21 protein-coding genes are annotated in these 22,154 nt (G+C 68.0%); 10 read left to right on the forward strand and 11 right to left on the reverse strand.

Features of this window, described 5'->3' with window-relative positions; translation table 11 throughout:
* Positions 1 to 29 precede the first annotated feature (29 nt).
* A complete protein-coding gene (gene recF, locus SOM26_RS12665; protein ID WP_320453083.1) occupies positions 30 to 1,073 on the forward strand; it encodes a DNA replication/repair protein RecF in 1,044 nt (347 codons plus the stop codon).
* Between the two features lie 93 nt (positions 1,074 to 1,166).
* Here recF and SOM26_RS12670 read toward each other — a convergent pair whose 3' ends face one another.
* Positions 1,167 to 1,547: a hypothetical protein gene (locus SOM26_RS12670; protein ID WP_320453084.1), complete on the reverse strand. Its 381-nt coding sequence runs from the start codon at positions 1,545 to 1,547 to the stop codon at positions 1,167 to 1,169.
* 184 nt (positions 1,548 to 1,731) lie between these two features.
* Here SOM26_RS12670 and gyrB point away from each other — a divergent pair, with 184 nt between their 5' ends.
* Both gyrB and SOM26_RS12680 read left to right on the forward strand, forming a co-directional pair.
* Positions 1,732 to 4,224, forward strand: coding sequence for a DNA topoisomerase (ATP-hydrolyzing) subunit B (gene gyrB / locus SOM26_RS12675; RefSeq protein ID WP_320453085.1), 2,493 nt, complete (start codon positions 1,732 to 1,734; stop codon positions 4,222 to 4,224).
* 65 nt (positions 4,225 to 4,289) lie between these two features.
* A complete protein-coding gene (locus SOM26_RS12680; RefSeq protein WP_320453086.1) occupies positions 4,290 to 5,051 on the forward strand; it encodes a class I SAM-dependent methyltransferase in 762 nt (253 codons plus the stop codon).
* A 410-nt stretch (positions 5,052 to 5,461) separates the two neighbouring features.
* Here SOM26_RS12680 and SOM26_RS12685 read toward each other — a convergent pair whose 3' ends face one another.
* The 8 genes from SOM26_RS12685 to thiD form a co-directional block, all read right to left on the reverse strand.
* A complete protein-coding gene (locus SOM26_RS12685; protein WP_320453087.1) occupies positions 5,462 to 6,508 on the reverse strand; it encodes a sensor histidine kinase in 1,047 nt (348 codons plus the stop codon).
* A 14-nt stretch (positions 6,509 to 6,522) separates the two neighbouring features.
* A complete protein-coding gene (locus tag SOM26_RS12690; protein ID WP_320453088.1) occupies positions 6,523 to 6,966 on the reverse strand; it encodes a response regulator in 444 nt (147 codons plus the stop codon).
* Positions 6,967 to 8,466 (reverse strand): sensor histidine kinase, encoded by a 1,500-nt coding sequence (locus SOM26_RS12695; protein ID WP_320453089.1) that lies wholly within the window; start codon positions 8,464 to 8,466, stop codon positions 6,967 to 6,969.
* Between the two features lie 78 nt (positions 8,467 to 8,544).
* Complete coding sequence (locus SOM26_RS12700; RefSeq protein WP_320453090.1) at positions 8,545 to 9,306, reverse strand: exonuclease domain-containing protein; 762 nt, start codon at positions 9,304 to 9,306, stop codon at positions 8,545 to 8,547.
* 51 nt (positions 9,307 to 9,357) lie between these two features.
* Positions 9,358 to 10,413: a dihydropteroate synthase gene (gene folP, locus SOM26_RS12705; protein ID WP_320453091.1), complete on the reverse strand. Its 1,056-nt coding sequence runs from the start codon at positions 10,411 to 10,413 to the stop codon at positions 9,358 to 9,360.
* Between the two features lie 149 nt (positions 10,414 to 10,562).
* Positions 10,563 to 11,717 carry a site-specific DNA-methyltransferase gene (locus SOM26_RS12710; RefSeq protein ID WP_320453092.1) on the reverse strand — a complete coding sequence of 385 codons (1,155 nt, stop codon included), beginning with the start codon at positions 11,715 to 11,717 and terminating at the stop codon, positions 10,563 to 10,565.
* A 397-nt stretch (positions 11,718 to 12,114) separates the two neighbouring features.
* A complete protein-coding gene (rnhB, locus tag SOM26_RS12715; protein ID WP_320453093.1) occupies positions 12,115 to 12,711 on the reverse strand; it encodes a ribonuclease HII in 597 nt (198 codons plus the stop codon).
* Between the two features lie 72 nt (positions 12,712 to 12,783).
* Positions 12,784 to 13,611, reverse strand: coding sequence for a bifunctional hydroxymethylpyrimidine kinase/phosphomethylpyrimidine kinase (thiD, locus tag SOM26_RS12720; protein ID WP_320453094.1), 828 nt, complete (start codon positions 13,609 to 13,611; stop codon positions 12,784 to 12,786).
* A gap of 304 nt (positions 13,612 to 13,915) precedes the next feature.
* On the opposite strand from thiD, the gene SOM26_RS12725 reads away from it, so the two are divergent.
* Positions 13,916 to 14,800 carry a bestrophin family protein gene (locus SOM26_RS12725; protein WP_320453095.1) on the forward strand — a complete coding sequence of 295 codons (885 nt, stop codon included), beginning with the start codon at positions 13,916 to 13,918 and terminating at the stop codon, positions 14,798 to 14,800.
* Between the two features lie 138 nt (positions 14,801 to 14,938).
* Here SOM26_RS12725 and SOM26_RS12730 read toward each other — a convergent pair whose 3' ends face one another.
* Positions 14,939 to 16,360 (reverse strand): sigma-54-dependent transcriptional regulator, encoded by a 1,422-nt coding sequence (locus SOM26_RS12730; protein ID WP_320453096.1) that lies wholly within the window; start codon positions 16,358 to 16,360, stop codon positions 14,939 to 14,941.
* Between the two features lie 244 nt (positions 16,361 to 16,604).
* Here SOM26_RS12730 and SOM26_RS12735 point away from each other — a divergent pair, with 244 nt between their 5' ends.
* The 6 genes from SOM26_RS12735 (at position 16,605) to SOM26_RS12760 (ending at position 21,225) form a co-directional block, all read left to right on the forward strand.
* Complete coding sequence (locus SOM26_RS12735) at positions 16,605 to 16,751, forward strand: aa3-type cytochrome c oxidase subunit IV (RefSeq protein WP_320453097.1); 147 nt, start codon at positions 16,605 to 16,607, stop codon at positions 16,749 to 16,751.
* Between the two features lie 4 nt (positions 16,752 to 16,755).
* Positions 16,756 to 17,883, forward strand: coding sequence for an NAD(P) transhydrogenase subunit alpha (locus SOM26_RS12740; protein WP_320453098.1), 1,128 nt, complete (start codon positions 16,756 to 16,758; stop codon positions 17,881 to 17,883).
* A 101-nt stretch (positions 17,884 to 17,984) separates the two neighbouring features.
* Positions 17,985 to 18,335: an endonuclease domain-containing protein gene (locus SOM26_RS12745; protein ID WP_414712057.1), complete on the forward strand. Its 351-nt coding sequence runs from the start codon at positions 17,985 to 17,987 to the stop codon at positions 18,333 to 18,335.
* Position 18,336: 1 nt separating this feature from the next.
* On the forward strand, positions 18,337 to 18,636 hold the full coding sequence (locus SOM26_RS12750; RefSeq protein ID WP_320453100.1) for a proton-translocating transhydrogenase family protein: 300 nt from the start codon (positions 18,337 to 18,339) through the stop codon (positions 18,634 to 18,636).
* An 8-nt stretch (positions 18,637 to 18,644) separates the two neighbouring features.
* Positions 18,645 to 20,162 (forward strand): NAD(P)(+) transhydrogenase (Re/Si-specific) subunit beta, encoded by a 1,518-nt coding sequence (locus tag SOM26_RS12755; protein ID WP_320453186.1) that lies wholly within the window; start codon positions 18,645 to 18,647, stop codon positions 20,160 to 20,162.
* A 142-nt stretch (positions 20,163 to 20,304) separates the two neighbouring features.
* Positions 20,305 to 21,225 (forward strand): winged helix DNA-binding protein, encoded by a 921-nt coding sequence (locus SOM26_RS12760; RefSeq protein ID WP_320453101.1) that lies wholly within the window; start codon positions 20,305 to 20,307, stop codon positions 21,223 to 21,225.
* 75 nt (positions 21,226 to 21,300) lie between these two features.
* Here SOM26_RS12760 and SOM26_RS12765 read toward each other — a convergent pair whose 3' ends face one another.
* Positions 21,301 to 22,125: an oxygenase MpaB family protein gene (locus tag SOM26_RS12765; protein ID WP_320453102.1), complete on the reverse strand. Its 825-nt coding sequence runs from the start codon at positions 22,123 to 22,125 to the stop codon at positions 21,301 to 21,303.
* Positions 22,126 to 22,154 lie beyond the last annotated feature (29 nt).

A 22,154-nucleotide genomic window follows, 5' to 3' on the forward strand; every position in this document is an offset into this window, starting at 1 on the left:
GCTGGGGAGGATGTTCTAAGGCGGTGACAATGCTCACCCGCCTCGTCCTGACCGATTTCCGCAATCACGCCGACCTTGCGCTCTTTCCAAGCGCGGGGTTCGTCGTGCTGACCGGCGAGAATGGCGCGGGGAAAACCAATGTGCTGGAGGCGGTGTCGCTACTCGCGCCCGGCCGGGGGCTGCGCCGCGCCGCGCTGTCGGCGATGGCGCGGCAGGGGGGCAAGGGCGGCTTCGGCGTTGCCACGACGCTGGAGGGCGATGTCGAGCTGGCGACCGGCGCGCTGGCCTCTTCCCCCGAGCGGCGGGTGGTGCGGGTGCAGGGCGCGGGTACGAGCGCCAATGCGCTGGCCGAGTGGCTGTCGGTCCTATGGTTGACCCCGGCGATGGACCGGCTGTTCGTCGAGCCCGCGTCGGAGCGGCGGCGCTTTTTAGACCGGCTGGTCATGGCGCTGGAGCCTGCGCATGGGATGCACGCGACCCGCTATGACGCGGCGATGCGCGAACGCAACCGGCTGTTGGCGGGGGAGGAGGCGGTCGATCCCGACTGGCTGACCGCGCTGGAGGCACGGATGGTGGAGCATGGCGCGGCCATCGATGCCGCGCGGGTCGAGGCGGTGGCGGCGCTCGACGAACGGCTGGCCGCAGCACCGGACAGCGTGTTCGCGCGTGCCTCGCTCGCATTGGAAGGGGAGGCGGTCGATCCGGCGGTGTTCGCCCATGCGCTGGCGATGGGGCGACGACGCGACGCAGCGGCGGGCCGGACCTTGGTGGGCCCGCACCGTGCCGACCTGCTGGTCACCCATGTCGCCAAGGGGCAGGCGGCGGCCCTGTGCTCGACCGGCGAGCAGAAGGCGCTGCTGCTGGGTATCGTGCTGGCCCATGCCGACCTCGTCACCGAACAGCGCGGGGTGCCGCCGGTATTGCTGCTGGACGAGGTGGCGGCGCATCTCGACCCGTCGCGGCGCGCCGCCTTGTTCGCGCGGCTGGCGGGACGGGGGCAGGTGTGGATGACCGGGACCGAGCCCGCATTGTTCACCGATGTGCCGGGGGTGGCGACACGGGTGGAGTTCTGAAATTCGAACCTCAGGCTCTGCGAGGCACCTGGCCCTCCCCCATCCCCTCCCGCCTGCGGGAGGGGGGCGTTACCGGGGCGACCGCCACGAGGCCTACCGACACATCTTCATCGCCACCGCATCCAGCGCCCGGTCATAGCTCGCGGTCTCGCCCCCACTCAGAAACCCCTGTTTCGTCACGAAGCGATCCGCGTCGCGGCGAATGCGCTCGACCTCCTTCCACAGCATCTGCGCCTGTGGCTGGTTCAGGCGACGCGCCTTGCGGGCGTTGCCGATATCGGCCTGCAGGATATTGGCGCGCATCGCGATATGCGCCTGGCGGCTGTCGCGGATCGCTCCGCCGGTCGGTGCGCGCAGGCGGCGCTGCTGGGTCAGGTTGCAGCTCGGATAATCGCGCTTGGGCAGTTGGGCGCAGAGCGGCGCGGCGGTGCAGGCCGCCGCCAGGATCGCGAGGGTCGGGGCCTTGGACGTCATCACGAATCTCCCATGCCGATCAGGTCTCGAACGATAGGCACGCACCCCTCGTGCACGCCTTTCCACGCGATGAAAACACCGTCAGCGGCGCAGCTCCGTCACCTGTCGCAACGCGCCCGGTGAAAGGGCCGCCCGCCTTCCCATTTCGCTTTCTTTGGGGGGCGGTAATTCCTATATACTTGCTATGGCAGATACCCCCCAGACGAACGAATACGGCGCCTCCTCGATCAAGGTGCTGAAGGGCCTCGACGCGGTGCGCAAGCGGCCGGGCATGTATATCGGCGACACCGACGACGGTTCGGGCCTCCACCACATGGTGTTCGAGGTGTCGGACAATGCGATCGACGAGGCGCTGGCGGGGCATTGCGACCGCATCGACATCCAGCTGAACGCCGACGGGTCGGTCAGCGTCACCGATAACGGTCGCGGCATCCCGACCGGCATCCACCCCGAAGAGGGCGTGTCGGCGGCCGAGGTCATCATGACCCAGCTCCATGCGGGCGGAAAGTTCGAGAATACCAGCGACGATAACGCCTATAAGGTGTCGGGCGGCCTGCACGGCGTCGGCGTGTCGGTGGTCAACGCGCTGTCCGAGTTCCTGGACCTGACCATCTGGCGTGACGGCGAGGAGCATTACATGCGCTTCGCCCACGGCGACGCGGTTGCGCCGCTGAAGGTGGTCGGCAAGTCCGAGCCGGGGCAGAAGGGCACCCGCGTCACCTTCCTGCCCAGCCCGTCGACCTTCAAGATCACCGAGTTCGACTTCGCCAAGCTGGAGCATCGCTACCGCGAACTGGCGTTCCTGAACTCGGGCGTGCGCCTGTTCCTGACCGATGCGCGGCATGAAGAGGCCAAGACGATCGAGCTGTATTACGAGGGCGGGATCGCCGCCTTCGTGAAGTGGTTGGACCGCTCCAAGTCGCCGCTGTTTCCCGAACCCATCGCCATCCACGGCCAGCGCGATGCGATCGGCATGGACGTCGCGCTGGAGTGGAACGACAGCTATTATGAGAACGTCCTGGCGTTCACCAACAACATCCCGCAGCGCGACGGCGGCACGCATATCGCGGCCTTCCGCGCCGCACTGACCCGCACGCTCAACAATTATGCCGACAAGTCGGGCCTCCTGAAGAAGGAGAAGGTCACGCTCACCGGCGACGACATGCGCGAGGGGCTTACCGCGATCGTCTCGGTCAAGCTGCCCGACCCGAAGTTCAGCAGCCAGACCAAGGACAAGCTTGTGTCGTCCGAGGTGCGCCAGCCGCTGGAATCGCTGATCGCCGACAAGCTGGCCGACTGGCTGGAGGAAAATCCGCAGAACGCGCGGGCGATCATCATGAAGGTGATCGACGCCGCCGCCGCGCGCGAGGCCGCCAAGCGCGCCCGCGAGCTGACCCGACGCAAGGGCGTGATGGACATCGCCTCGCTGCCCGGCAAGCTGGCCGACTGCCAGGAGCGCGATCCCGCCAAGTCCGAACTGTTCCTGGTCGAGGGTGACTCGGCCGGTGGCTCGGCCAAGCAGGGGCGCAACCGCCATTTCCAGGCGATCCTGCCCCTTCGCGGCAAGATCCTGAACACCGAGCGCGCGCGGTTCGACCGGATGATCTCGTCCAAGGAAATCGGCACGCTGATCCAGGCGATGGGCACCGGCATCGGCCGCGACGATTTCAACGCGGACAAGCTGCGTTACCACAAGATCGTCATCATGACCGACGCAGACGTCGACGGCGCGCATATCCGCACGCTGCTGCTGACCTTCTTCTATCGCCAGATGCCCGAGCTGATCTCGCGCGGGCACCTCTATATCGCCCAGCCGCCGCTCTATAAGGCGACCAAGGGGCGGTCGGAGGTTTATCTCAAGGACGATACCGCGCTCGACGAATATCTGGTTGAGGGCGGCGTCGCGACGATGGTGCTGGAAGGGCCGGGCGGTGGACGTTCGGGCAACGACCTGAAGGCGCTGGTCGACCATGCGCGGCGGATGCGCACGCTGATGCGCTATGTGCCGCGTCGCTATGACGCCTCGATCATCGAGGTGCTGGCGCTGGCCGGCGCGCTCGATCCGGTGCTGACCCGCGAGCAGCGCATGGCGACGGTGGTCGAAACCACGCGCCGTCTGGAATCGGGCGATCACGAGGCGCGCTGGTCGGCGCGGCTGACCGAGGATGGCGGCGTCCATTTCGAGCGGCTGTGGCGCGGCGTGACCGATCACCACATCGTCGAGGCCAGCTTCATCGCCTCGGCCGAGGCGCGCAAGCTGCACAGCCTGGCCGCCGAACAGGCCGAGAGCTTCACCCACGCCGCCAAGCTGGTCCCGCTGCGCAGTGCCGCAGCTGAGCCGTCGGCCGATGTCGTGCCGACCGACGAGGACGGCAACGCCACGACGCTGGCGCGCGGCGAAACCCGCGTGGCGCGGCCGAGCCAGCTGCTCGAGGCAATCCTGACCGCAGGCCGCAAGGGCCTGGCGATCCAGCGCTACAAGGGTCTGGGCGAGATGAATGCCGAGCAGCTGTGGGAAACCACGCTCGATCCGGCCGTCCGCTCGATGCTGCGCGTGACCTCGGACGATGTCGCCGCGGCGGACGAGGTGTTCAGCCGCTTGATGGGCGAAGTGGTCGAACCGCGCCGCGAGTTCATCCAAGACAATGCGCTGAACGTGGCGAACCTGGACGTGTAAGCCAAATGCCCCGCCCCCCGTTCGGGCGGGGCGGCGGGGTGGAACAGGTCAAGGAGAGAGCAGGCATGAAGGCGATCGCACTGGGACTGATGCTGGTGGCGGGCGGGACCGTCGCGGTGGCGCAGCAAAAGCCTGCCACGCCGGCCAAGCCCGCCGTCGTTCCGGCCTATGTCTCCGCCGCCCTCGCCGCTCCGGCGCGTGCGGACCAGGCGGGGGACGACGAGCGGCGCCAGGCGGCGGCGGTCATCGCCTTTTCCGGCGTGAAGCCCGGCGACACGGTGATCGATTACCTGCCGGGCAAGGGCTATTGGACGCGCATCTTCTCGGGCGTGGTGGGGCAGAAGGGTCGCGTCTTTGCCTATTGGCCCGCCGCTGCGCAGAAATATGCGGAAGGAACGCTGGGCGCGCTCCAGGGCCGTAACCTCGCCAACGTCACCGCGCAGGTGCAGGGGGTCAACCTGCCCGCCGCCGAACAGCCCGTCGACCTGTTCTGGACCGTGCAGAACTATCACGACGTCGCCAACAAGAATGCCGGCGAGCCCGCACTGCGCGCGTTCGACCAGGCGGTGTTCAAGGCGCTGAAGCCCGGTGGCACCTATGTCATCATCGACCACGCCGATGCGGTGGGCAAGGGGCTGGCCAACACCAATACCACCCACCGGATCGACCCCGACTACGTCAAGCGGCAGGTCCAGTCGGTCGGCTTCCGCTTCGTTGGGGAGAGCAAGGTGCTGCGCAATCCGGCGGACGACCATTCCAAGAACGTCTTCGACCCGGCCATTCGCGGGCGGACCGACCAGTTCGTCTACAAGTTCCGCAAGCCCTGAGGCCAGCAGGGCGGGGAGGTCGGTCTCGGTGAGACCCCTTGCCCTCCCCCAGCCCCTCCCGCCTGCGGGAGGGGAGCAGGACTGGCGTAAAAGCCCCCTCCGGCCTGCGGGAGCCGATCCGACCTAAAAGCCCCTCCAGTTCGTCGAAGAGGCGTGATGCCAAACTCAAAAGCCCCTCTCCCGGCAGGGGGAGGGGTTGGGGAGGGGCAAGGGCCATAAATGCTGGTCTCGGTGAGACTCCATGCCCTCCCCCAGCCCCTCCCGCTTGCGGGAGGGGAGCGGCCAGAGGTGAAGGAGGGGTCTGGCCTCCGGCGGTGCCCAGGCTGAACGGCTGGTGTGGAAGATCCGCTCCGTCGCTCCGTTCGGCCTTGGCAAAGCCCAAGGCCCCAGCCCCCACGAAACCGCAAATCCTATAGCGGCAGTCGCAACATCGCCCGCACGCCGCGATACGCCGGATCATATTCCAGCTCGGTCTGCAGGCTTTTCGCCATCGCACGGATCAGCTTGGCGCCCAGGCCGGTGCCCTGCGGTTTCTGTCCCTCTGCAATGCCGCAGCCGTCATCCTCGACCACCAGCAGGCAGTGGCCGTCCCCCTGGGTCAGGCGGATGCGGACCTCGCCCGTGCCGTCCGGATAGGCATATTTGCAGGCATTGGTGACGAGTTCGGTGACGATCACCCCGATCGACACCGCGCGGTCGGTCTTCACCCGGATCGGGTCGGCGGTCAGGGTCAGCGTGCGGGGCAGCATGTCGCTCGACCAGCTTTCGCCCAGTTCCTCGACCAGCGCGCCCAGATAGTCGCGTAGGTCGACCTGCTCGACGTCGTTGGCGGTATAGAGCCGCCGGTGGACCTGCGCGATCGCGCGGATGCGGCGTTGCGTATCCTCCAGCGCCTCGCGCGCGCGGTCGTCGGCCAGCACGCCCTTCTGCAACCCGATCATCGCCGAGACGAGCTGCAGCGAGTTGGCCACCCGGTGGTTCACCTCGCTGAGCATCGCCTCCAGCCGGGCGTTGGTCGCGCGCAGTTCGGTCTCGGCGGCGGCCTTGGCGCGTTCCAGCCGTGCGCGGTCGAGCACCTGGGTGAAGCTGGCGGACAGCAGGTCGAAGAAATCCTCGCCGACCGTCTTCACCACATAATCGGCCGCCCCGGCCTTCAGCGCGGCGACGGCGATGCGCCCCTCGTCCGATCCGGTGACATAGACGACGGGGGGCGGATCGGGCAGCGCGGTGATCGCGGCCAGCGTTTCCAGCCCGTCCATGCCGGGCATGTAATGGTCGACCGCGACCAGATCGAAGCCACCGCTGGCCGCCTGCGCCGCCACCATCGCGATGCCATCCTCGCCCGAGGCGGCGGAGGCCACGTCATATCCCAGCCGCCCCAGCGCCCGCGACACCAGCCGCCGCAGCGCGTCGTCATCGTCGATATAGAGGATATGGGGTGCCGGACCATCCGTCATGGGCGGGGCGGGCGTCAGCCCTCCACCCCCGGCACCTGGATCACCGACAGGAACAGGCCCAGCTGCCGGATCGCCTGGGCGAAATTCTCATAATTCACCGGCTTGGTGATATAGACGTTGCAGCCCAGGTCGTAGCAGCGCTGGATCTCGACCTTGTCGTCGGTAGTGGTCAGCACGACGACGGGCGCGCGGCGGAGTGGACTGCTCTCGTCCTTGATCTTCGCCAGGATGTCGGTGCCGCTCATGTCCGGCAGGTTCAGGTCGAGCAGGACCAGCGCCGGGCCGCTCTTGGCCGGGCCGTCGGGGGCGTGGAACAGATATTCCAGCGCGGTGGTGCCGTCGGTGAAGTGGCGGATGTCGTTCAGGATTCCGGCGCGCCGGATATTCTTTTCGATCAGGCGGGCATGGCCCTCATCGTCCTCGATCATGACGATGCCCACGGAGCGATGGTCGTTCATTCAGGCACCTTCGATGGATAGGGAGGGGGGAAGCGACAGGAAGAAGGTCGCCCCTTCTCCCAGTTGGGATTCGACGGAAATCGTGCCGCCCAGGCGATAGGCAAGCGCGCGAACATGGGCCAGGCCGATGCCTTCGCCCGGCTGGTCCTGCTGCCCCGAGCGGCGGAACAGGTCGAAAATGCGCTGATGGTCGCGCGGGTCGATACCACGGCCATTGTCGCGCACCGCCACGATCACCCGGCCGGGCGTCTCGTGTGCGGAGACATGCACCTCGGCGGCGCGGGCAGGGTGGCGGTATTTCGTCGCATTCTCGATAAGGTTGGACAGGATCTGCTCCAGCGCGATCCGGTCGCTGACGACGACCGGCATGGGCCGTTCGACGGTCAGGGTGACGCCGCGATCGTCGATGACGTGGCGGATCGAATCGCCGATCTGTTCGACCAGCTGGTCGAGCGCGATCATCTCGGGCGCCAGCACCCGGCGGCCTTCGCGGCTGAGTTTCAGGATGGCGTTGATCAGCCGGTCCATCTTCGCGGTTGAGGTGCGGATGAAGCCGATCGCCTCGGGCAGGTCCTCGCGCGCGGCCAGCCGCGCCTCCTCGGTCACGATGTGCGGCGCCTCCACCTCGGCGCGGTCGATCAGCGCAGACAGCGGCTGGGTCGCGGCCGACAGTTCGGCGGTGAAGCCCATGACGTTGACCAGGGGCGAGCGCAGGTCGTGGCTGACGATATAGGCGAAGCGCTGAATCTCCTCGTTCGCCAGCGCCAGGTCGGCGGTGCGTTCCTTGACCTGCTCCTCCAGCGTGGCGTTGAGCGAGGCGAGCGCGCTGCGCGATCGATGAAGGTCGCGGGTGTAGCGGCGCATGGTCAGGAAGGTGACGATCACGACGGCCAGGAACAGCAGCGCGGCGATCGCCATCACGGTGGAGAAGGTCTGGCGGCTGGCGATCTGTTCGGCGTCGCGGATCGCGAGCAGGCGGCGTTCCTCGCCCGCCATGGTGTCGAACACGCCGCGCAGCTTCATCATCCGCTGCAGGCCGCTGTCGGCGCGGAACCGGGCGAGCGCCTCGGCGCCGCGCCCCTGCTGGACCAGCGCGTTGGTCCGGCGCTGCGCCGCGTCGATCTCGGCCAGACGCCGCGTGACCATCGCCATCGGCACGCGCTGGCGCGGATTGTCGGCGGTCAGGCGGCGCAGTTCGGCGACCTGCGGTATCAGTTCGTCATGGGCGCGTTCGAAACTTTCGAGGAAAGCGGGGCTTCCGGCCAGCATATAGCCGCGCCGGGCGGTCTCCTGCTGTTCGGCCAGGCGGCGGACTTCGATCAGCACGCTTTCGACGCGGTATGTGTGGACGACCCAGTCGCTGTGCCGGTTCGTCTGGCGCACGACATAGCCCGCCGCGCCCGCCGCCACGAGCAGCGCAAGGAAACCGATCGCCATGGCGGCGATCAGGATACGGCCGATAGGATTCTCGGCCGATGCGTCGGAAGAAGACCCCTTCATGGCGCCATGCCTTATCGGAGGACAGGCAAGGAAGCCAGAGCCGTTACGTCAGCATTACGACCACAATTCTCGCAGCGATTACAGCAGGAGTTCCTGGGGGCTCGGCCGCCCGACATGACCACCGCCGCGCCGCCGCGCCATCTCGGTCTCGGCGGTGAAGCGGACATCGGGGTCGCGGTCGGACAGGAAGCCGATCAGCGAGTCCTCGTCGATCTCGCGCCAGTCCTTGCCGCGATCGGGGCCGTAGCGGACGCGCGGCAACAGGCCGGGAATGCGCGACCATTCGAGAAGCTGCGCCAGGCTCGCCTCGTTCAACTGGTCGCGCAGGTGGTGGGCGGTGACATAGGCGTCGGGAAAGGCGCGGTGGATGGGCAGGCCGCGCTCATGGACCAGCCCGGCGGGCTTGCGCCAGTATCGCAGCACCTGGTTGGAAAAGCTGGGGCTGTCGGGCCAGAGGCGCAGCGCGCATTTCCAGGTGCAGATCCAGTCGGCGGACTGGGTCATGGCGGGGGTGCAATATTGCTGCTCGAAATCGGCACGGTGCGCGGCCAATGCCAGGCGGCGTGGCCAGGGATCGAGCACGCGGCGCGCGACGTCGTGCCACCAGGGCGCATCGGCGACCTGTTCGTCCAGGATATGGTGGATTGCCTGAGTGATGGGTGGGATGGGGCGGCCCGGATTGACGAGGATGCTGCCACCTTCGCCCTCCAGTTCCCAGCGGCCATCCTTGCCCAGCGCCACGTCCTGCCACCCGATCTCGCATACGCCGTGAGTAGGTGGTGCCTGTCCGGTCGTCTCCAGGTCGATGACTCGGATAATCTGGGGCTGGGGACGTTGCATCGCGCCTATGTGGGCGTTTGGGCCCCGAAAAGCGAGGGGATTGTCCCGCCGCTATCCCATCAGGGCACGGTCGCGCAGCCCGCGCCAGACGTGCAGCGCCTGCACCGTTTCCGCTACGTCATGCACGCGGACCAACTGCACGCCTGCCTCCGCGCCCTTCAACGCCAGCGCCAGCGATCCGCCGAGCCGGGCATCGACCGGCGCCTCGTTCGACAGCGCACCGATCATCCGCTTGCGACTGGCCCCGAGCATGATCGGGCAGCCCAGCCCGTGAAAGATGGCAAGCCCGTTGATCAGCGCCAGATTGTCGGCCAGCGACTTGCCGAAGCCGATGCCGGGATCGACCATCACGTGCGAACGGGGGATTCCCGCCGCCTCGACCGCCGCGATGCGCGCCTCCAGCCAGTCGAACACCTCGGTCAGGACATCGCCGTAACCGACCCGGCCATGGCCCCCCTTGGCCGGGTCGGGGGAGTGCATCAGGACGACCGGGCAGCCCGCCCCGGCCACCACCTCCAGCGCGCGGTCGTCCCACAGCAATGCCGAGACGTCGTTGACGATGCCCGCGCCCGCCGCCAGCGCCGCCTCCATGACGGCGGCCTTGCGCGTGTCGATCGACATCAGCGCGCCGCCCCTGGCCAGCCGCTCGATGACCGGAGCGGTGCGGGCGATCTCGTCGCCTTCCCAGACAGGGGCGGCACCGGGGCGGGTGGACTCGCCACCCAGGTCGATGACCGCCGCGCCCTGTGCCGCCATCGCCATGCCGCTGTCCGCCGCCGCGGCCGGATCGCCGACATGCTTGCCGCCGTCGGAAAAGCTGTCGGGGGTGACGTTCAGGATCGCGGCGACCTGCGGCTGGTCGAAACGCAGTGTGCGCTCGCCGACGACCCAAGGCGCACGGGGGGCGGTGAAGGCGGCGTGCAGCGCCTCGGCACGGGGCGAGCCGCCGAGGTCCCGCGCGAAGTGGGCGACGGGGACGATGCGGCGGCTGGCACCCTCGCGGATTTCATAGGCGGCGAACCATTGCATCCCGCCCGCCAGCCGGGCGACGCTGCCATCCTCCAGCCCGATGGGGGTGTCGACGAATTGGACGGGGCGCAGGTGCATGGGGTTGTTCCTGAAATCCTCCCCGGCACGGGGAGGGGGACCGCCGCGAAGCGGTGGTGGAGGGGGCGTGCCGCAAAGGACGTCCCGTGCGGCACGCCCCCTCCGTCAGGGCTACGCCCTGCCACCTCCCCGTGCCGGGGAGGATGTTTTTACGGCTGCGTCGCTAGCAGCCAGGTCTGGCGCATGGCGTCGATCGGCTTCAGCGCGCCTTCGCGCTCGAAATGCCAGAAGGTCCAGCCATTGCAGGTCGGCCGGTTCTGGAGCAGCGAGCCCAGCCGGTGGATCGACCCCGCCTGGCCGCATTCGGACAGCAGCGATCCGTCGGCCCGCACCGTTGCGCGCCATTTGCGCTTGGCATCCATCAGCGGCAGGCCGGGCAGGAGATAGCCGTTCTCGACCAGCGTGCCGAAGGCGACCTTGGGCTGTGCCTTGGGGCTCTGCATCGTGGCCAGCGCGCTTTCGTCCAGCGGCAGGGCCGCCTCGATCCGCTCGATGGCGGCGGCGCAATAGGTCGGCTCGCGCTCGATCCCGATCCAGCGGCGGCCCAGCCGCTTGGCGACCGCGCCGGTCGTGCCGGTGCCGAAGAACGGGTCGGCGATCACGTCGCCCGGCCGGGTGCAGGCCAGCAGGATGCGGTACAGCAACGCCTCGGGCTTCTGGGTCGGATGGACCTTGTGCCCGTCCTTCTTCAACCGTTCCTGGCCGCCGCAGATCGGGAATTCCCAGTCCGAGCGCATCTGGATCTCGTCGTTCAGCGTCTTCATCGAACGATAGTTGAAGGTGTATTTCGCCTTCTCGCCCTTCGACGCCCAGATCAGCGTTTCATGTGCGTTGGTGAAGCGGGTGCCCTTGAAATTGGGCATGGGGTTCGACTTGCGCCAGATGATGTCGTTGAGGATCCAGAAGCCCAGATCCTGCACCGCGGTCCCGACGCGGAAGATGTTGTGATAGCTGCCGATGACCCAGAGCGAGCCATTATCCTTCAGGACGCGGTAGCATTCGGCGAGCCAGGCGCGGGTGAAGGCGTCATAGGCGGCGAAGGTGTCGAACTTGTCCCAGGCGTCGGTGACGGCATCGACATGGCTGCCATCGGGGCGGAACAGCTCACCGCCGAGCTGGAGGTTATAGGGGGGATCGGCGAAGACCATGTCGACCGACTTGTCGGGCAGCGAGCGGAGTGCCGCGATACAGTCGCCCATCAGGATCTGGTCGAGCGGCAAGACATCCTCGCGCTCCGCCGCGATCGGCCGTGCCGCGATCGGTCGTCCCCCAATTGGTCGTCCCACCGTCTGGATGACCCCCATGGTTTGCCGTTCCTTCTACCCTCGAACCCTCGCATCCACCCGGAACGAGTCGGTCGTCAAGAGGCGATTCGCAAGCGCGACTCGCGGGATTCCGCCAGATTCGGGGAAATCCTGCGGGCGTGTGGCAGATATAGGGGCTGTGGATAACTTCGCCCCCAAGGGAGTGGGGGTGTGGCGATGGCGACTCGCCTTGGCCTTAAAATCCTTCCCCTCGTCCGACGGGGAGGAATTAGAGTTTGATCCACCTGCCCTGAACCATTGCCCTACCACCCCGGCGAAGGCCGGGGTCCAGTTGCGAAGGCTTCGGCGATGAAGCGCACTGGATCGTCACAACCGGACCCCCAACTGGACCCCGGCCTCCGCCGGGGTGGTGTTTCAGCTTAGCTGGATCAAACACCTAGAGGTCGAGGTAACATTGCGCCACGGGCGCGAAGCTGCGGCGGTGGAGCGGCGTCGGCCCGTGTTCGCGCAATGCCGCCAGATGCACGGCCGAGCCGTAACCCTTGTTGGAATGCCAGCCATAAGCGGGCCACTCCGCCGCCGCTTCGATCATCATCTGGTCCCGGAGATGCTTGGCGACGATCGACGCGGCACCGATCGCCAGCGACTTGGCATCCCCGCCGACGATCGCGGTGGCGGCATACTCCCATTTGGGCAGCTTGTTGCCGTCGACCAGCACATGCGCGGGGTGGCATCCCAGCGTCTCGACCACCGCATCGACCGCCAGCGTCATCGCCTTCATCGTCGCCCAATAGATGTTGAGCCGATCGATCTCTTCCGGATGGACCACCCCGACGCCGACCACGGCGCAGGCGCGGATTTCGGCATACAGGCGCGCGCGGGTCTTTTCGGTCAGCTTCTTGGAATCGTTGATGCCGGTGGGAACATCCCTGGCGGGCAGGATGACGGCGGCCGCGACGACCGGGCCCGCCAGCGGCCCACGCCCCGCCTCGTCCACGCCGCACAGGGGCGCGGGAAAACTGTGATCGACCATGGCGGCGGCTCTATCGCCGTGCGCTAGGGATGGGAAGCTGCCCATTCCTCCCCTCACAGGGAGCAAGCATCATCACCCCCAGCGCGCGGCGAAGGCGGCGGCGTCCCAGCCTTCGCGGCTGATCGCGGCGAGCAGGTGGTAGAAGGGCACCATGCCCAGCCCATGGCCCATCGGCCCGTGGCCCTGGCCCAGCCCGGGCGCGGCGGCGAGCGCGGCCTGGACGAAGGCGACGGCGCGGTCGACCGCATCGGCCAGCGGCAGGCCCTGGCCCAGTCCGGTCGCGATCGCACTGGCCAGCGTACAGCCGGTGCCGTGGGTCGATGTCGTTTCGCGCCGGGGATGCTGCCAGCGTTGCTCGCCTTCGGGCTGGACCAGCCGGTCCTCGATCACCGGGCCTTTGCCATGCCCGCCCTTGACCAGCAGCGCGGCGGTCTGGTGCCGGACCACGGCCTCGCCGCCCAGCGCGGCCAGTTCGGGCAGGTTGGGCGTGGTCAGCGCGGCGAGGCCCAGGAAGCGGCGGAACGCGGCGATCACGTCGGCATCGGCCAGCACCGATCCGCTGGTGGCGATCATGACCGGATCGAACACCACGGGCAGCGCCAGCGTTTCCAGCCGGTCGGCCAGCGCATGGGCGGTTTCCGCCGATCCGATCATGCCGATCTTGACCGCATCCGCGCCGATATCGGCCAGCACGCTGTCGATCTGCGCCATGACCATGGCGGTGGGGACGGGGTGCACCGCCTGGACGCCCAGCGTGTTCTGTGCGGTGATCGCGGTGATCGCGGTCATGGGGTGACCGCCCAGCATCGCGACCGTCTTGATATCCGCCTGTATGCCCGCCCCGCCCCCGGAATCGGAACCGGCGACGATCAGGATGCGGGCGGGGGACGGCACGGACATAAGAATTTCGCCATGCCTTTTCGAACCCCCAGGGGCAAGTCGCGCAACGGCCCCATCGAGGCGCGGTGATCGGCCCTCCCAGCGGAAAGCGAGCCAGGCGAAGCACTTATGCGGCGGCCCATCGCACCGGCTGGGCTGCAGGTGCCGGCACTTTCGTAACGTTTCGTTTCCGGTGCCCCCGGCACCTTTCCATGTTGCGGTGCAGTATTATTTCGATGACGCATCCAACCCGACTTTGTCGCGTTGCTGCGACCTGAGACCCGATTGGACGCCTGACCGGACGGTTGCATAAGGGAGACCGGATTTGATCGTCGACGCCGTACCACGTACCCGCATCATCATTGCCGAAGTCTGGCGGCCGCTGCTGGGGCTGTTCATCTGGGACGTGATCGTCACGGTTGCCTATTATGTCCTGCCGTTCAAGGCGCCCTCGCTGCCGCTGACGCTGTTCGGCACCGCGCTTGCGCTGTTCCTAGGTTTCCGGACCAACTCGGCCTATCAGCGCTGGTGGGAGGGGCGGCAGCTCTGGGGCCTGATGATCAACGCGTCGCGCAATATCGCCCGTAGCGCGCGCAACTTCCTGCCCGAGCCCGAGGCGCATGACCTGAAGCGTTCGATCGTGCTGCGTCAGATCGCCTATGTGAACGCACTGCGCTGTCAGCTGCGCAAGCAGCCGGTCGACGGCGAGGTGTTGCGTTTCCTGTCGCAGGGCGAGGCCGAGCCCGCGCTCGAGCGGACGAACACCGCCAACGGCCTGCTCGACGGCACCGGCCGCCGCATTGCCGATGCGCAGCGTCGCGGCTGGCTCGACACCATCCAGCAGACGCAGATGGAATCGGTGCTGGTCGACATCGCCAACTCGCAAGGCGGCATGGAGCGGTTGAAGAACACGCCGTTGCCCAACCAGTATCGCTTTATCCCGGCCTTCTTCACCCGGCTGTTCTGTGTGCTGCTGCCGATCGGTCTGGTCGAGACGCTGGGCTTTGCGACGCCGGTGGGCTCGTCGATCGCGGGGCTGATGTTCCTGGCCGCGCTTCAGATCGGCGACGACTTGGTCGATCCGTTCAGCGACACGGTCCACGACCTGCCGCTGAGCGCGATGTGCCGGACGATCGAGATCGACCTGCTCCAGTCGATCGGCGATCCGGCGCCCGAGCCGATGAAGCCGGTCGACGGGGTGTTGTGGTAAGCCGTTAAATCCTCCCCGGTACGGGGAGGGGGACCAGCGAAGCTGGTGGAGGGGGTGTGCCGCTGGGCCAGTCCTGGGTGGAAGCCCCCCTCCGTCAGGGCTTCGTGCTGCCACCTCCCCGTGCCGGGGAGGATTTCTTCACGCAGCGTTGTCGATGCCCAGTTCGCCCAGCTTGCGATAAAGCGTCGAACGGCCGATCCCCAGCCGTCGGGCGACCTCGGTCATGCGGCCGCGATAATGGCCGATCGCCAGGCGGATGACATCGGCCTCGATATCCTCGAGCGGGCGCAGATTGCCGTCGGGGCGGAACAGGTTGATGCCGCCATTATGCGCGGCCTGGCCGCTGCTCGCGCTGACCGAGGGGCGGTCGCCGAGCGAGGCGATCTGCGGGAAGTCGGCGGGCGTCAGTTCGTCGCCCTCGCACAGCACGGCGGCGCGGAAGAGGGCGTTCTGCAACTGGCGGACGTTGCCGGGCCAGTCGTAACGGCGCAGCAGGTCGAGCGCGTCGTCGGTGATGTCGAGATGGCGCAGGCCGGGCTGCTGCGCGATCCGGCCGAGCAGGTGGCGGGTCAGCGCGGGGACGTCGGCGGCGCGGTCGCGCAAGGGCGGCACCGCGACATGGACGGTGTTCAGCTTGTAATACAGGTCCTCGCGGAACCGCCCGGCCTCGACCGCCTCGAGCAGGCGACCATCGGTGGCGGCGATGATGCGCACATCGACCTCGCGGGCGTGGCGCGCGCCCAGCGGCACGATCGTCGCGGATTGCAGCATGTCGAACAGCCGCGCCTGGGTTTCGAGCGGCATGCCCGACACCTCGTCCAGGAACAGGGTCGATCCGTCCGCCTCGACCATCTTGCCGATGCGGCGTTCGAACGCCCCGGCAAAGGCGCCTTCCTCATGGCCGAAGATGATGCTGTCGAGCAGGTTGGCGGCGGTCGCGGCGCAGTTGACGCGGATCATCGGCCGTTCGGCACGGGGGGAGGCGGCGTGGATCGCCTCGGCCAGCGATTCCTTGCCGACGCCGCCCTCGCCCTCGATCAGGACCGCGACGCGGGCGCGCGCCGCCTTGGCCGCGACGCCGAGCGCGGCGCGGAATTCGGGCGTGTCGCCGACGATCTCGTCAAAGGCGAGGAGTGCGGGAATCTTCTCGGTCAGCGGGCGAAGCTCGCCGCTGGTCTGGCCCGCGACACACGCCTCCAGCGCGGCGAGCAGGCGTTCGGGGGCCAGCGGCTTGACCAGGAAGTCGGTCGCGCCCGCGCGCATCGCCGCCACCGCCTGCGCCACCGAGTCGTTGGCGGTCAGCATCAGGATGGGCAGGTCGGCGCGCAGCGCGTGCACATCGGCGATCATCTGCGTCGCATCGGTGCCGGGGGCCCAGTGATCGATCAGGACGGCATCGAGTTCGCGCCCCTGGGCGGATTCCAGGGCGGAGGCGGCCATATCGGCATCGGTGGCGAACAGGGTGCGCCAGCCGCCACGCTGCGCCAGCGCGGTGATCAGCCGACGCTGGGCCGGTTCGTCATCGATCAGCAGCAGCAGACGTTGGCCGTTGCGCGTCATAATATGTCCTGTGGTCCCAATTCAGGGCGGTATACCGCAACTTTGTTAAAATCTGCGTTAATTCGGGACAATCTCTTTTCGCGGCGCAGGACCGGGCCGGCGGCATTTTCTTTTCGCGGTGCGGGCCGCGCGGGGGCGGATCGGCACGTTTCGGGGTTGATCCGTCCGGGGCGGTGAATAAGCTCCATACAGGACAGGCGGGCGGGTAACGGTTTCGCACGAACGACAAGCGGAGGTGAGGATCATGGCGGGCAACGACACCGGCATTCCGGGAGGCACCGGCGAAATGAAGGCGCATGTCGCCACCTACGGCCTGATGATCGGGATGCTGAAATGGGGCGCGGTCGCGGTCGCCATTCTGGTGGCGATCGTCCTCTGGCTGATCGCCTGATCCCGTGGGCTTACGGATCGCGGTCCTCCATGAGACCGTAGCGGGGGAAACCCGCGTCGCCGCCACGCCGGAGACGGTGAAGAAGCTGATCGCACTCGGCGCGACCCTGGCGGTCGAGCAGGGCGCAGGGATCGCCGCCGGGATCGCCGATGGTGATTACGAGCAGGCGGGGGCGATGCTGGCCGATCGGGCGGCGGTGCTGGCGGGCGCGGATATCGTGCTGGTGGTGCAGGCGCCCGATCCCGCGACGCTGGGCGGCCTGGCACCGGGGGCCTGGGTGGTCGGAGCTTTCGACCCGTTTCGTCGGACGGAGACGGTGGCGGCCTATGCGGCGGCGGGGCTGGAGGCGTTGGCGATGGATTGGATGCCGCGCATCACCCGCGCCCAGTCGATGGACATATTGTCGTCCCAGTCCAATCTGGCGGGTTACAAGGCGGTGCTGGAGGCGGCGAGCGCCTATGGCCGCGCTTTCCCGATGATGATGACGGCGGCGGGCACGATCCCGGCGGCGCGGGTCTTCGTGATGGGGGTGGGCGTGGCGGGGCTCCAGGCGATCGCGACCGCACGGCGGCTGGGCGCGCAGGTGTCGGCGACCGACGTGCGATCGGCCACGCGCGAGCAGATCCAGTCGCTGGGCGCCAAGCCGATTTTCGTCGAGGGTGTCGCGGGCATCGAGGGGGAGGGCACCGGCGGCTATGCGGGCGAGACGAGCGAGGACTATCGCCGCGCGCAAGCGGAACTGGTCGCCGGGCATATCGCCAGGCAGGATATCGTCATCACCACCGCGCTGATCCCCGGCCGCCCCGCGCCGCGCCTGGTGACCGATGCGCAGGTCGCGACGATGCGGCCGGGCAGCGTCATTATCGACCTGGCAGTGGAAGCGGGCGGCAATGTCGAGGGCGCGGTGCCGGGCGAGGTCGTCCAGCGCCACGGCGTGACGATCGTCGGCCACCGCAACATGGCCGGTCGCCTGGCGGCGGACGCCTCGGCTCTGTTCGCGCGCAACCTGCACAATTTCCTGGCGGCCTTCTGGGACAAGGATGCCGGACGGCCCGTGCTGGACGCCGAGATCGGCGATGCGATCCGGCTGACCAGGGGTGGCCAGGTGGTGAACCCGAGGCTTTCGCAGTGATCCTCCCCGGAACGGGGAGGGGGACCGGCGAAGCCGGTGGAGGGGGCGTGCGGCAAATACGTCGTCCCGAAGTATCACTGGCCCGCAAGTTGCGGCGGGTGATGACGTTGCCGGAGGTCATGCTCTGGCAACAGCTTCGCGGTTCGCCCGGCGGTTTGCGCTTCCGACGACAACATCCGATTGGATGCTACGTCGCCGATTTCTATTGTTCGAAAGCGCGCCTGATCGTCGAAGTCGACGGTGCCATTCACGGCGTCGAAAAACGCCTGGTCCGCGACGCGGGGCGCGACCGATATTTGAATGATAACGGGTACAGGGTCATGCGGATCGGAGCCGCCGACATCCTGCGCGATGCCGAGGCGGTTGCCGCTTCGATCCTCTCGCTGGCGGCGGCCCCCCTCCACCACTCGCCTGCGGCGAGCGGTCCCCCTCCCCGTTCCGGGGAGGAATAAGATGGACTTCGTATCGATCCTGTCGATCTTCGTGCTGGCGTGTTTCGTCGGCTATTATGTCGTCTGGTCGGTGACGCCCGCGCTGCACACGCCCTTGATGGCGGTGACTAACGCGATTTCCTCGGTGATCATCGTCGGCGCGTTGATCGCCGCCGCGGCGTCCTCCGGGGCGACCGGATCGGGCGTGGCCAAGTGGCTGGGGCTGGGCGCGGTGGTGCTGGCCAGCATCAATATCTTCGGCGGCTTTGCGGTGACGCAGCGGATGCTCGCCATGTATCGCAAGAAGGAGAAGCGCTCGTGATCGCCCCCGTGCCGCCCGCGCCGCTCACCCCTGCGGTCGAGGCCGTTGCCGCGAACCCCTGGGTTTCGCTCGCCTATCTGGTGGCGGGGGTGTGCTTCATCCTGGCGCTGCGCGGGCTGTCGAGCCCGACGACCAGCCAGCGGGGTAACCGCTTCGGCATGATCGGCATGACCATCGCGGTGGTCACGACGCTGGTGACGCATGTGCCGATGCGGTCCGAAGCCTGGCCACCGGGCAATCCGCATGATCTGTTGATCGATTGGACGGCCGCTTTCGAAATCCTCGCCGCCATCGCCCTGGGCGCTTTGATCGGCATCACCACCGCGCGGCGCATCGCGATGACCGCGATGCCGCAGCTGGTCGCCGCCTTCCACTCGCTTGTCGGCCTCGCCGCCGTCGCGGTCGCCTGTGCCGCCTTCCTGAACCCGGTCGCCTTCGACATCGCCGACATGGTGGTGCCGATGATCGGACAGCCCTTTGCCAGCATCCATGTCGTCAGCCGGGTGGAAATGGCGCTGGGCGTGGCGATCGGCGCGATCACCTTTTCGGGCTCGGTGATCGCCTTCCTGAAGCTTAACGGCAATATGGGCGGCAAGCCGATCCTGCTGCCCGGTCGCCATGCGCTGAACCTCGGCATTCTCGGGGCGATCGTCATCCTGGTCGCGATGTTCACGCGGGATCAGGCGCCGTGGATCTTCTGGACGATCACCATCCTGTCCTTCGCCATCGGCTTCCTGCTGATCGTGCCCATCGGCGGCGCGGACATGCCGGTCGTGGTGTCGATGCTGAACAGCTATTCGGGCTGGGCCGCCGCCGCGATGGGCTTTACGCTCCACAACGGCGCCATGATCATCACCGGGGCGCTGGTCGGCAGCTCGGGCGCGATCCTGTCCTACATCATGTGCCGGGCGATGAACCGCAGCTTCATCAGCGTGATCGCGGGCGGCTTCGGTGCGAGCGATGCGGGCGGGTCTAGCGGCGGTGCGGCGGTCGACCGGCCGTGGAAGCGTGGCAGCGCCGAGGATGCGGCCTTCCTGATGTCCCAGGCCGAACAGGTCGTCATCGTCCCCGGTTACGGTATGGCGGTGGCGCAGGCGCAGCATGTCCTGCGCGAGATGGGCGACCTGCTGAAGAAGGAAGGCGTGCGCGTCAAATACGCCATCCACCCGGTCGCGGGGCGGATGCCCGGCCATATGAACGTCCTGCTGGCCGAGGCGAACGTGCCCTATGACGAGGTGTTCGAGCTGGAGGACATCAACGCCGAGTTCGCGCAGACCGATGTCGCCTTCGTCATCGGCGCGAACGACGTGACCAACCCGGCGGCCAAGACCGACAAGTCCTCGCCCATCTACGGCATGCCGGTGCTCGACGTGGAAAAGGCCAAGACGGTGCTGTTCATCAAGCGTTCGATGGGCGGCGTCGGCTATGCCGGGGTCGATAACGAACTCTTTTATCGCGACAACACCATGATGCTGCTGGCGGACGCCAAGAAGATGGTCGAAGAGATCGTCAAGGCCCTCGGTTGAGGGACTGATTCGAAGCCGACGTCGACTCCCGGACGTCGGTTTCGGTCGCGAGGAAGGGGGGCGTGCCGATGCGGCGCGCCCGTCCCATCTTCGCGACGGGAAGCAAGGACGCGCCCGTCTTGCGGGCGTGCGGGGGAGCGGCATGGACGAACAGGATCTATATGGCGGCGGCTTTGCGGTCGTGGCGATCGGCGTGTCCGCGCTGGCCGGCGCGACGAGCGATCTCGTGCGGCAGGCGGGCGGGCGAGTGCTGCGCCACATCGCCTGGCCCGACGTGGCCGACGAAATCGGGCAGCAGGCCGGGCGACCGCTGCTGCTGGTCGATACGCATGGCGCGGAGGCTTCGGCCATGGACTTCGCGCTCACCCGGATCGACGCGGTGGCGACCGCGCTCGACCTGCCGGTCGTGGTCAGCCTGGCGACCAAGGACATCGATCTGGTCGCCGCGACGCTGATCGGCCCGCGCGTGTCCCATTTGTGCGATGCCAGCCAGCTCGAACTGGTCGCGGCGCTGGCGATTGCGGGCGCGAGCAACGGCGGCGCGACCATGGTGCATGCGCATTTCCGCGAGGGGGAAACCGAACGGCTCCGGCGGCTGAACGCCGAGGTGGCGCGGATCGCCGAGGCGCTGGCCCGCCTGTCGGTGCAGGAGGATGAGGATCGGCGCGGCGGTGTCGGCGACCGGCATCAGAGCTTTCACGCCGCCCCCGCCAAGGCGCAGCCGGGCGACGCCGAACTGGTCCGTCGGATGATCCGGGGGCGCCGCCTGCGCGACGGGTTGTTCGGCAGCGGCCTCTTCGAGGAGCCCGCATGGGACATGCTGCTCGACCTGTATGCCGCGCATCTGGAGGATAATCGCGTGTCGGTGTCGAGCCTGTGCATCGCCGCCGCCGTGGCGCCGACGACCGCGCTGCGCTGGATCGGCCGGATGACCGAGGCGGGATTGTTCGCGCGCCAACCCGATGCGGCCGACCGCCGCCGCGCCTTCATGGTGCTGACGGACCGCGCGCTGGAGGGGATGCGCGCCTATCTGGTCGCATTGCGGCGGTTGGGGGCGTTGTAGCGCTGGCGGATGTGCGCGCTTTGGCAGATACCGCCGGAGGCCTGGTCCTGCCCCGGTGATCGGCCCGGCCGCTTGTTATCCCGCCAGTGCCCAGCGGATCGCACCGCCCAGCCGCCGCGTACCCGCCCGGATTGCCGGGCGTACCGCGCCGTAACCGTCCAGCCCGTGCAGCCGCGCCGCCCAGTCGGGCAACAGCGCGATGCCCGCCTGGGTCAGCCAGGCGCCGACCGGGGCCAGTGCGGGGCTGGGCGCGGGCTGGTTGAGCAGCGTGCGCGCCACCGCCCGTGTCCGTGCATCGACGCGCAGTTCCGGCCGGATCGAGTCGAGGAACTTCGCCAGCTGGTGGCGATCCTCCGGCACGTTCTCGGCCCCCAGCCGCCGGGCGATCGACGCCATCTCGGCGAGATACCGGTCCGCCTCGGCATCCGGGAAATCCGGATCGCGATAGGTGCGATGCGCGCGCAGGAAACTGTCCACTTCGGCGGCGTGGACGAAGGTGAGCAGATGCGGATCGTTGGCCGAATAGGGCGTGCCGTCAGGCAGGGTGCCGCCGACCCGGTCATGCACCGCCCGCACCCGCGCGATCATCCCCTCGGCGGCGTCAGTCGCGCCGTAAGTGGTGACGGTGATGAACCCGGCCGTGCGGCGCAACCGTCCGGCCATGTCATGGCGAAAGCCGCTATGATCCCATACCCCCGCCAGCGCGGCAGGGTGCAGCATCTGGACGAGCAGCGAGGCGATGCCGCCCGCCATCATCGCGGTGAAGTCGCCGTGCACCACCCAGGTCGCCGAACCCGGCCCGAACAGCCCGTCGTCGCCCGGCGGTCGCGTCAGGTCGAGTTCGCGCGACCCGACGACGTCGCGTATCTGGTCGGCGATCTGGCGGCGTACTGGGAGCATATGTGAAGAACGCGCCGGAGGGCGGGGTG

Source organism: Sphingomonas sp. CFBP8993, assembly GCF_034044895.1.
Lineage (GTDB): Bacteria > Pseudomonadota > Alphaproteobacteria > Sphingomonadales > Sphingomonadaceae > Sphingomonas.

Excerpts from the sequence above, each read along its gene's own strand:
- SOM26_RS12765 (WP_320453102.1), bottom strand. The coding sequence starts at position 22,125 with ATGCTCCCAGTACGCCGCCAGATCGCCGACCAGATACGCGACGTCGTC.
- SOM26_RS12750 (WP_320453100.1), top strand. The coding sequence starts at position 18,337 with ATGGACTTCGTATCGATCCTGTCGATCTTCGTGCTGGCGTGTTTCGTC.
- thiD (WP_320453094.1), bottom strand. The coding sequence starts at position 13,611 with ATGTCCGTGCCGTCCCCCGCCCGCATCCTGATCGTCGCCGGTTCCGAT.
- SOM26_RS12670 (WP_320453084.1), bottom strand. The coding sequence starts at position 1,547 with ATGACGTCCAAGGCCCCGACCCTCGCGATCCTGGCGGCGGCCTGCACC.
- SOM26_RS12745 (WP_414712057.1), top strand. The coding sequence starts at position 17,985 with ATGACGTTGCCGGAGGTCATGCTCTGGCAACAGCTTCGCGGTTCGCCC.
- folP (WP_320453091.1), bottom strand. The coding sequence starts at position 10,413 with ATGCACCTGCGCCCCGTCCAATTCGTCGACACCCCCATCGGGCTGGAG.
- SOM26_RS12690 (WP_320453088.1), bottom strand. The coding sequence starts at position 6,966 with ATGAACGACCATCGCTCCGTGGGCATCGTCATGATCGAGGACGATGAG.
- SOM26_RS12700 (WP_320453090.1), bottom strand. The coding sequence starts at position 9,306 with ATGCAACGTCCCCAGCCCCAGATTATCCGAGTCATCGACCTGGAGACG.
- SOM26_RS12685 (WP_320453087.1), bottom strand. The coding sequence starts at position 6,508 with ATGACGGATGGTCCGGCACCCCATATCCTCTATATCGACGATGACGAC.
- gyrB (WP_320453085.1), top strand. The coding sequence starts at position 1,732 with ATGGCAGATACCCCCCAGACGAACGAATACGGCGCCTCCTCGATCAAG.
- SOM26_RS12695 (WP_320453089.1), bottom strand. The coding sequence starts at position 8,466 with ATGAAGGGGTCTTCTTCCGACGCATCGGCCGAGAATCCTATCGGCCGT.
- recF (WP_320453083.1), top strand. The coding sequence starts at position 30 with ATGCTCACCCGCCTCGTCCTGACCGATTTCCGCAATCACGCCGACCTT.
- SOM26_RS12760 (WP_320453101.1), top strand. The coding sequence starts at position 20,305 with ATGGACGAACAGGATCTATATGGCGGCGGCTTTGCGGTCGTGGCGATC.
- SOM26_RS12730 (WP_320453096.1), bottom strand. The coding sequence starts at position 16,360 with ATGACGCGCAACGGCCAACGTCTGCTGCTGCTGATCGATGACGAACCG.
- SOM26_RS12680 (WP_320453086.1), top strand. The coding sequence starts at position 4,290 with ATGAAGGCGATCGCACTGGGACTGATGCTGGTGGCGGGCGGGACCGTC.
- SOM26_RS12710 (WP_320453092.1), bottom strand. The coding sequence starts at position 11,717 with ATGGGGGTCATCCAGACGGTGGGACGACCAATTGGGGGACGACCGATC.
- rnhB (WP_320453093.1), bottom strand. The coding sequence starts at position 12,711 with ATGGTCGATCACAGTTTTCCCGCGCCCCTGTGCGGCGTGGACGAGGCG.
- SOM26_RS12735 (WP_320453097.1), top strand. The coding sequence starts at position 16,605 with ATGGCGGGCAACGACACCGGCATTCCGGGAGGCACCGGCGAAATGAAG.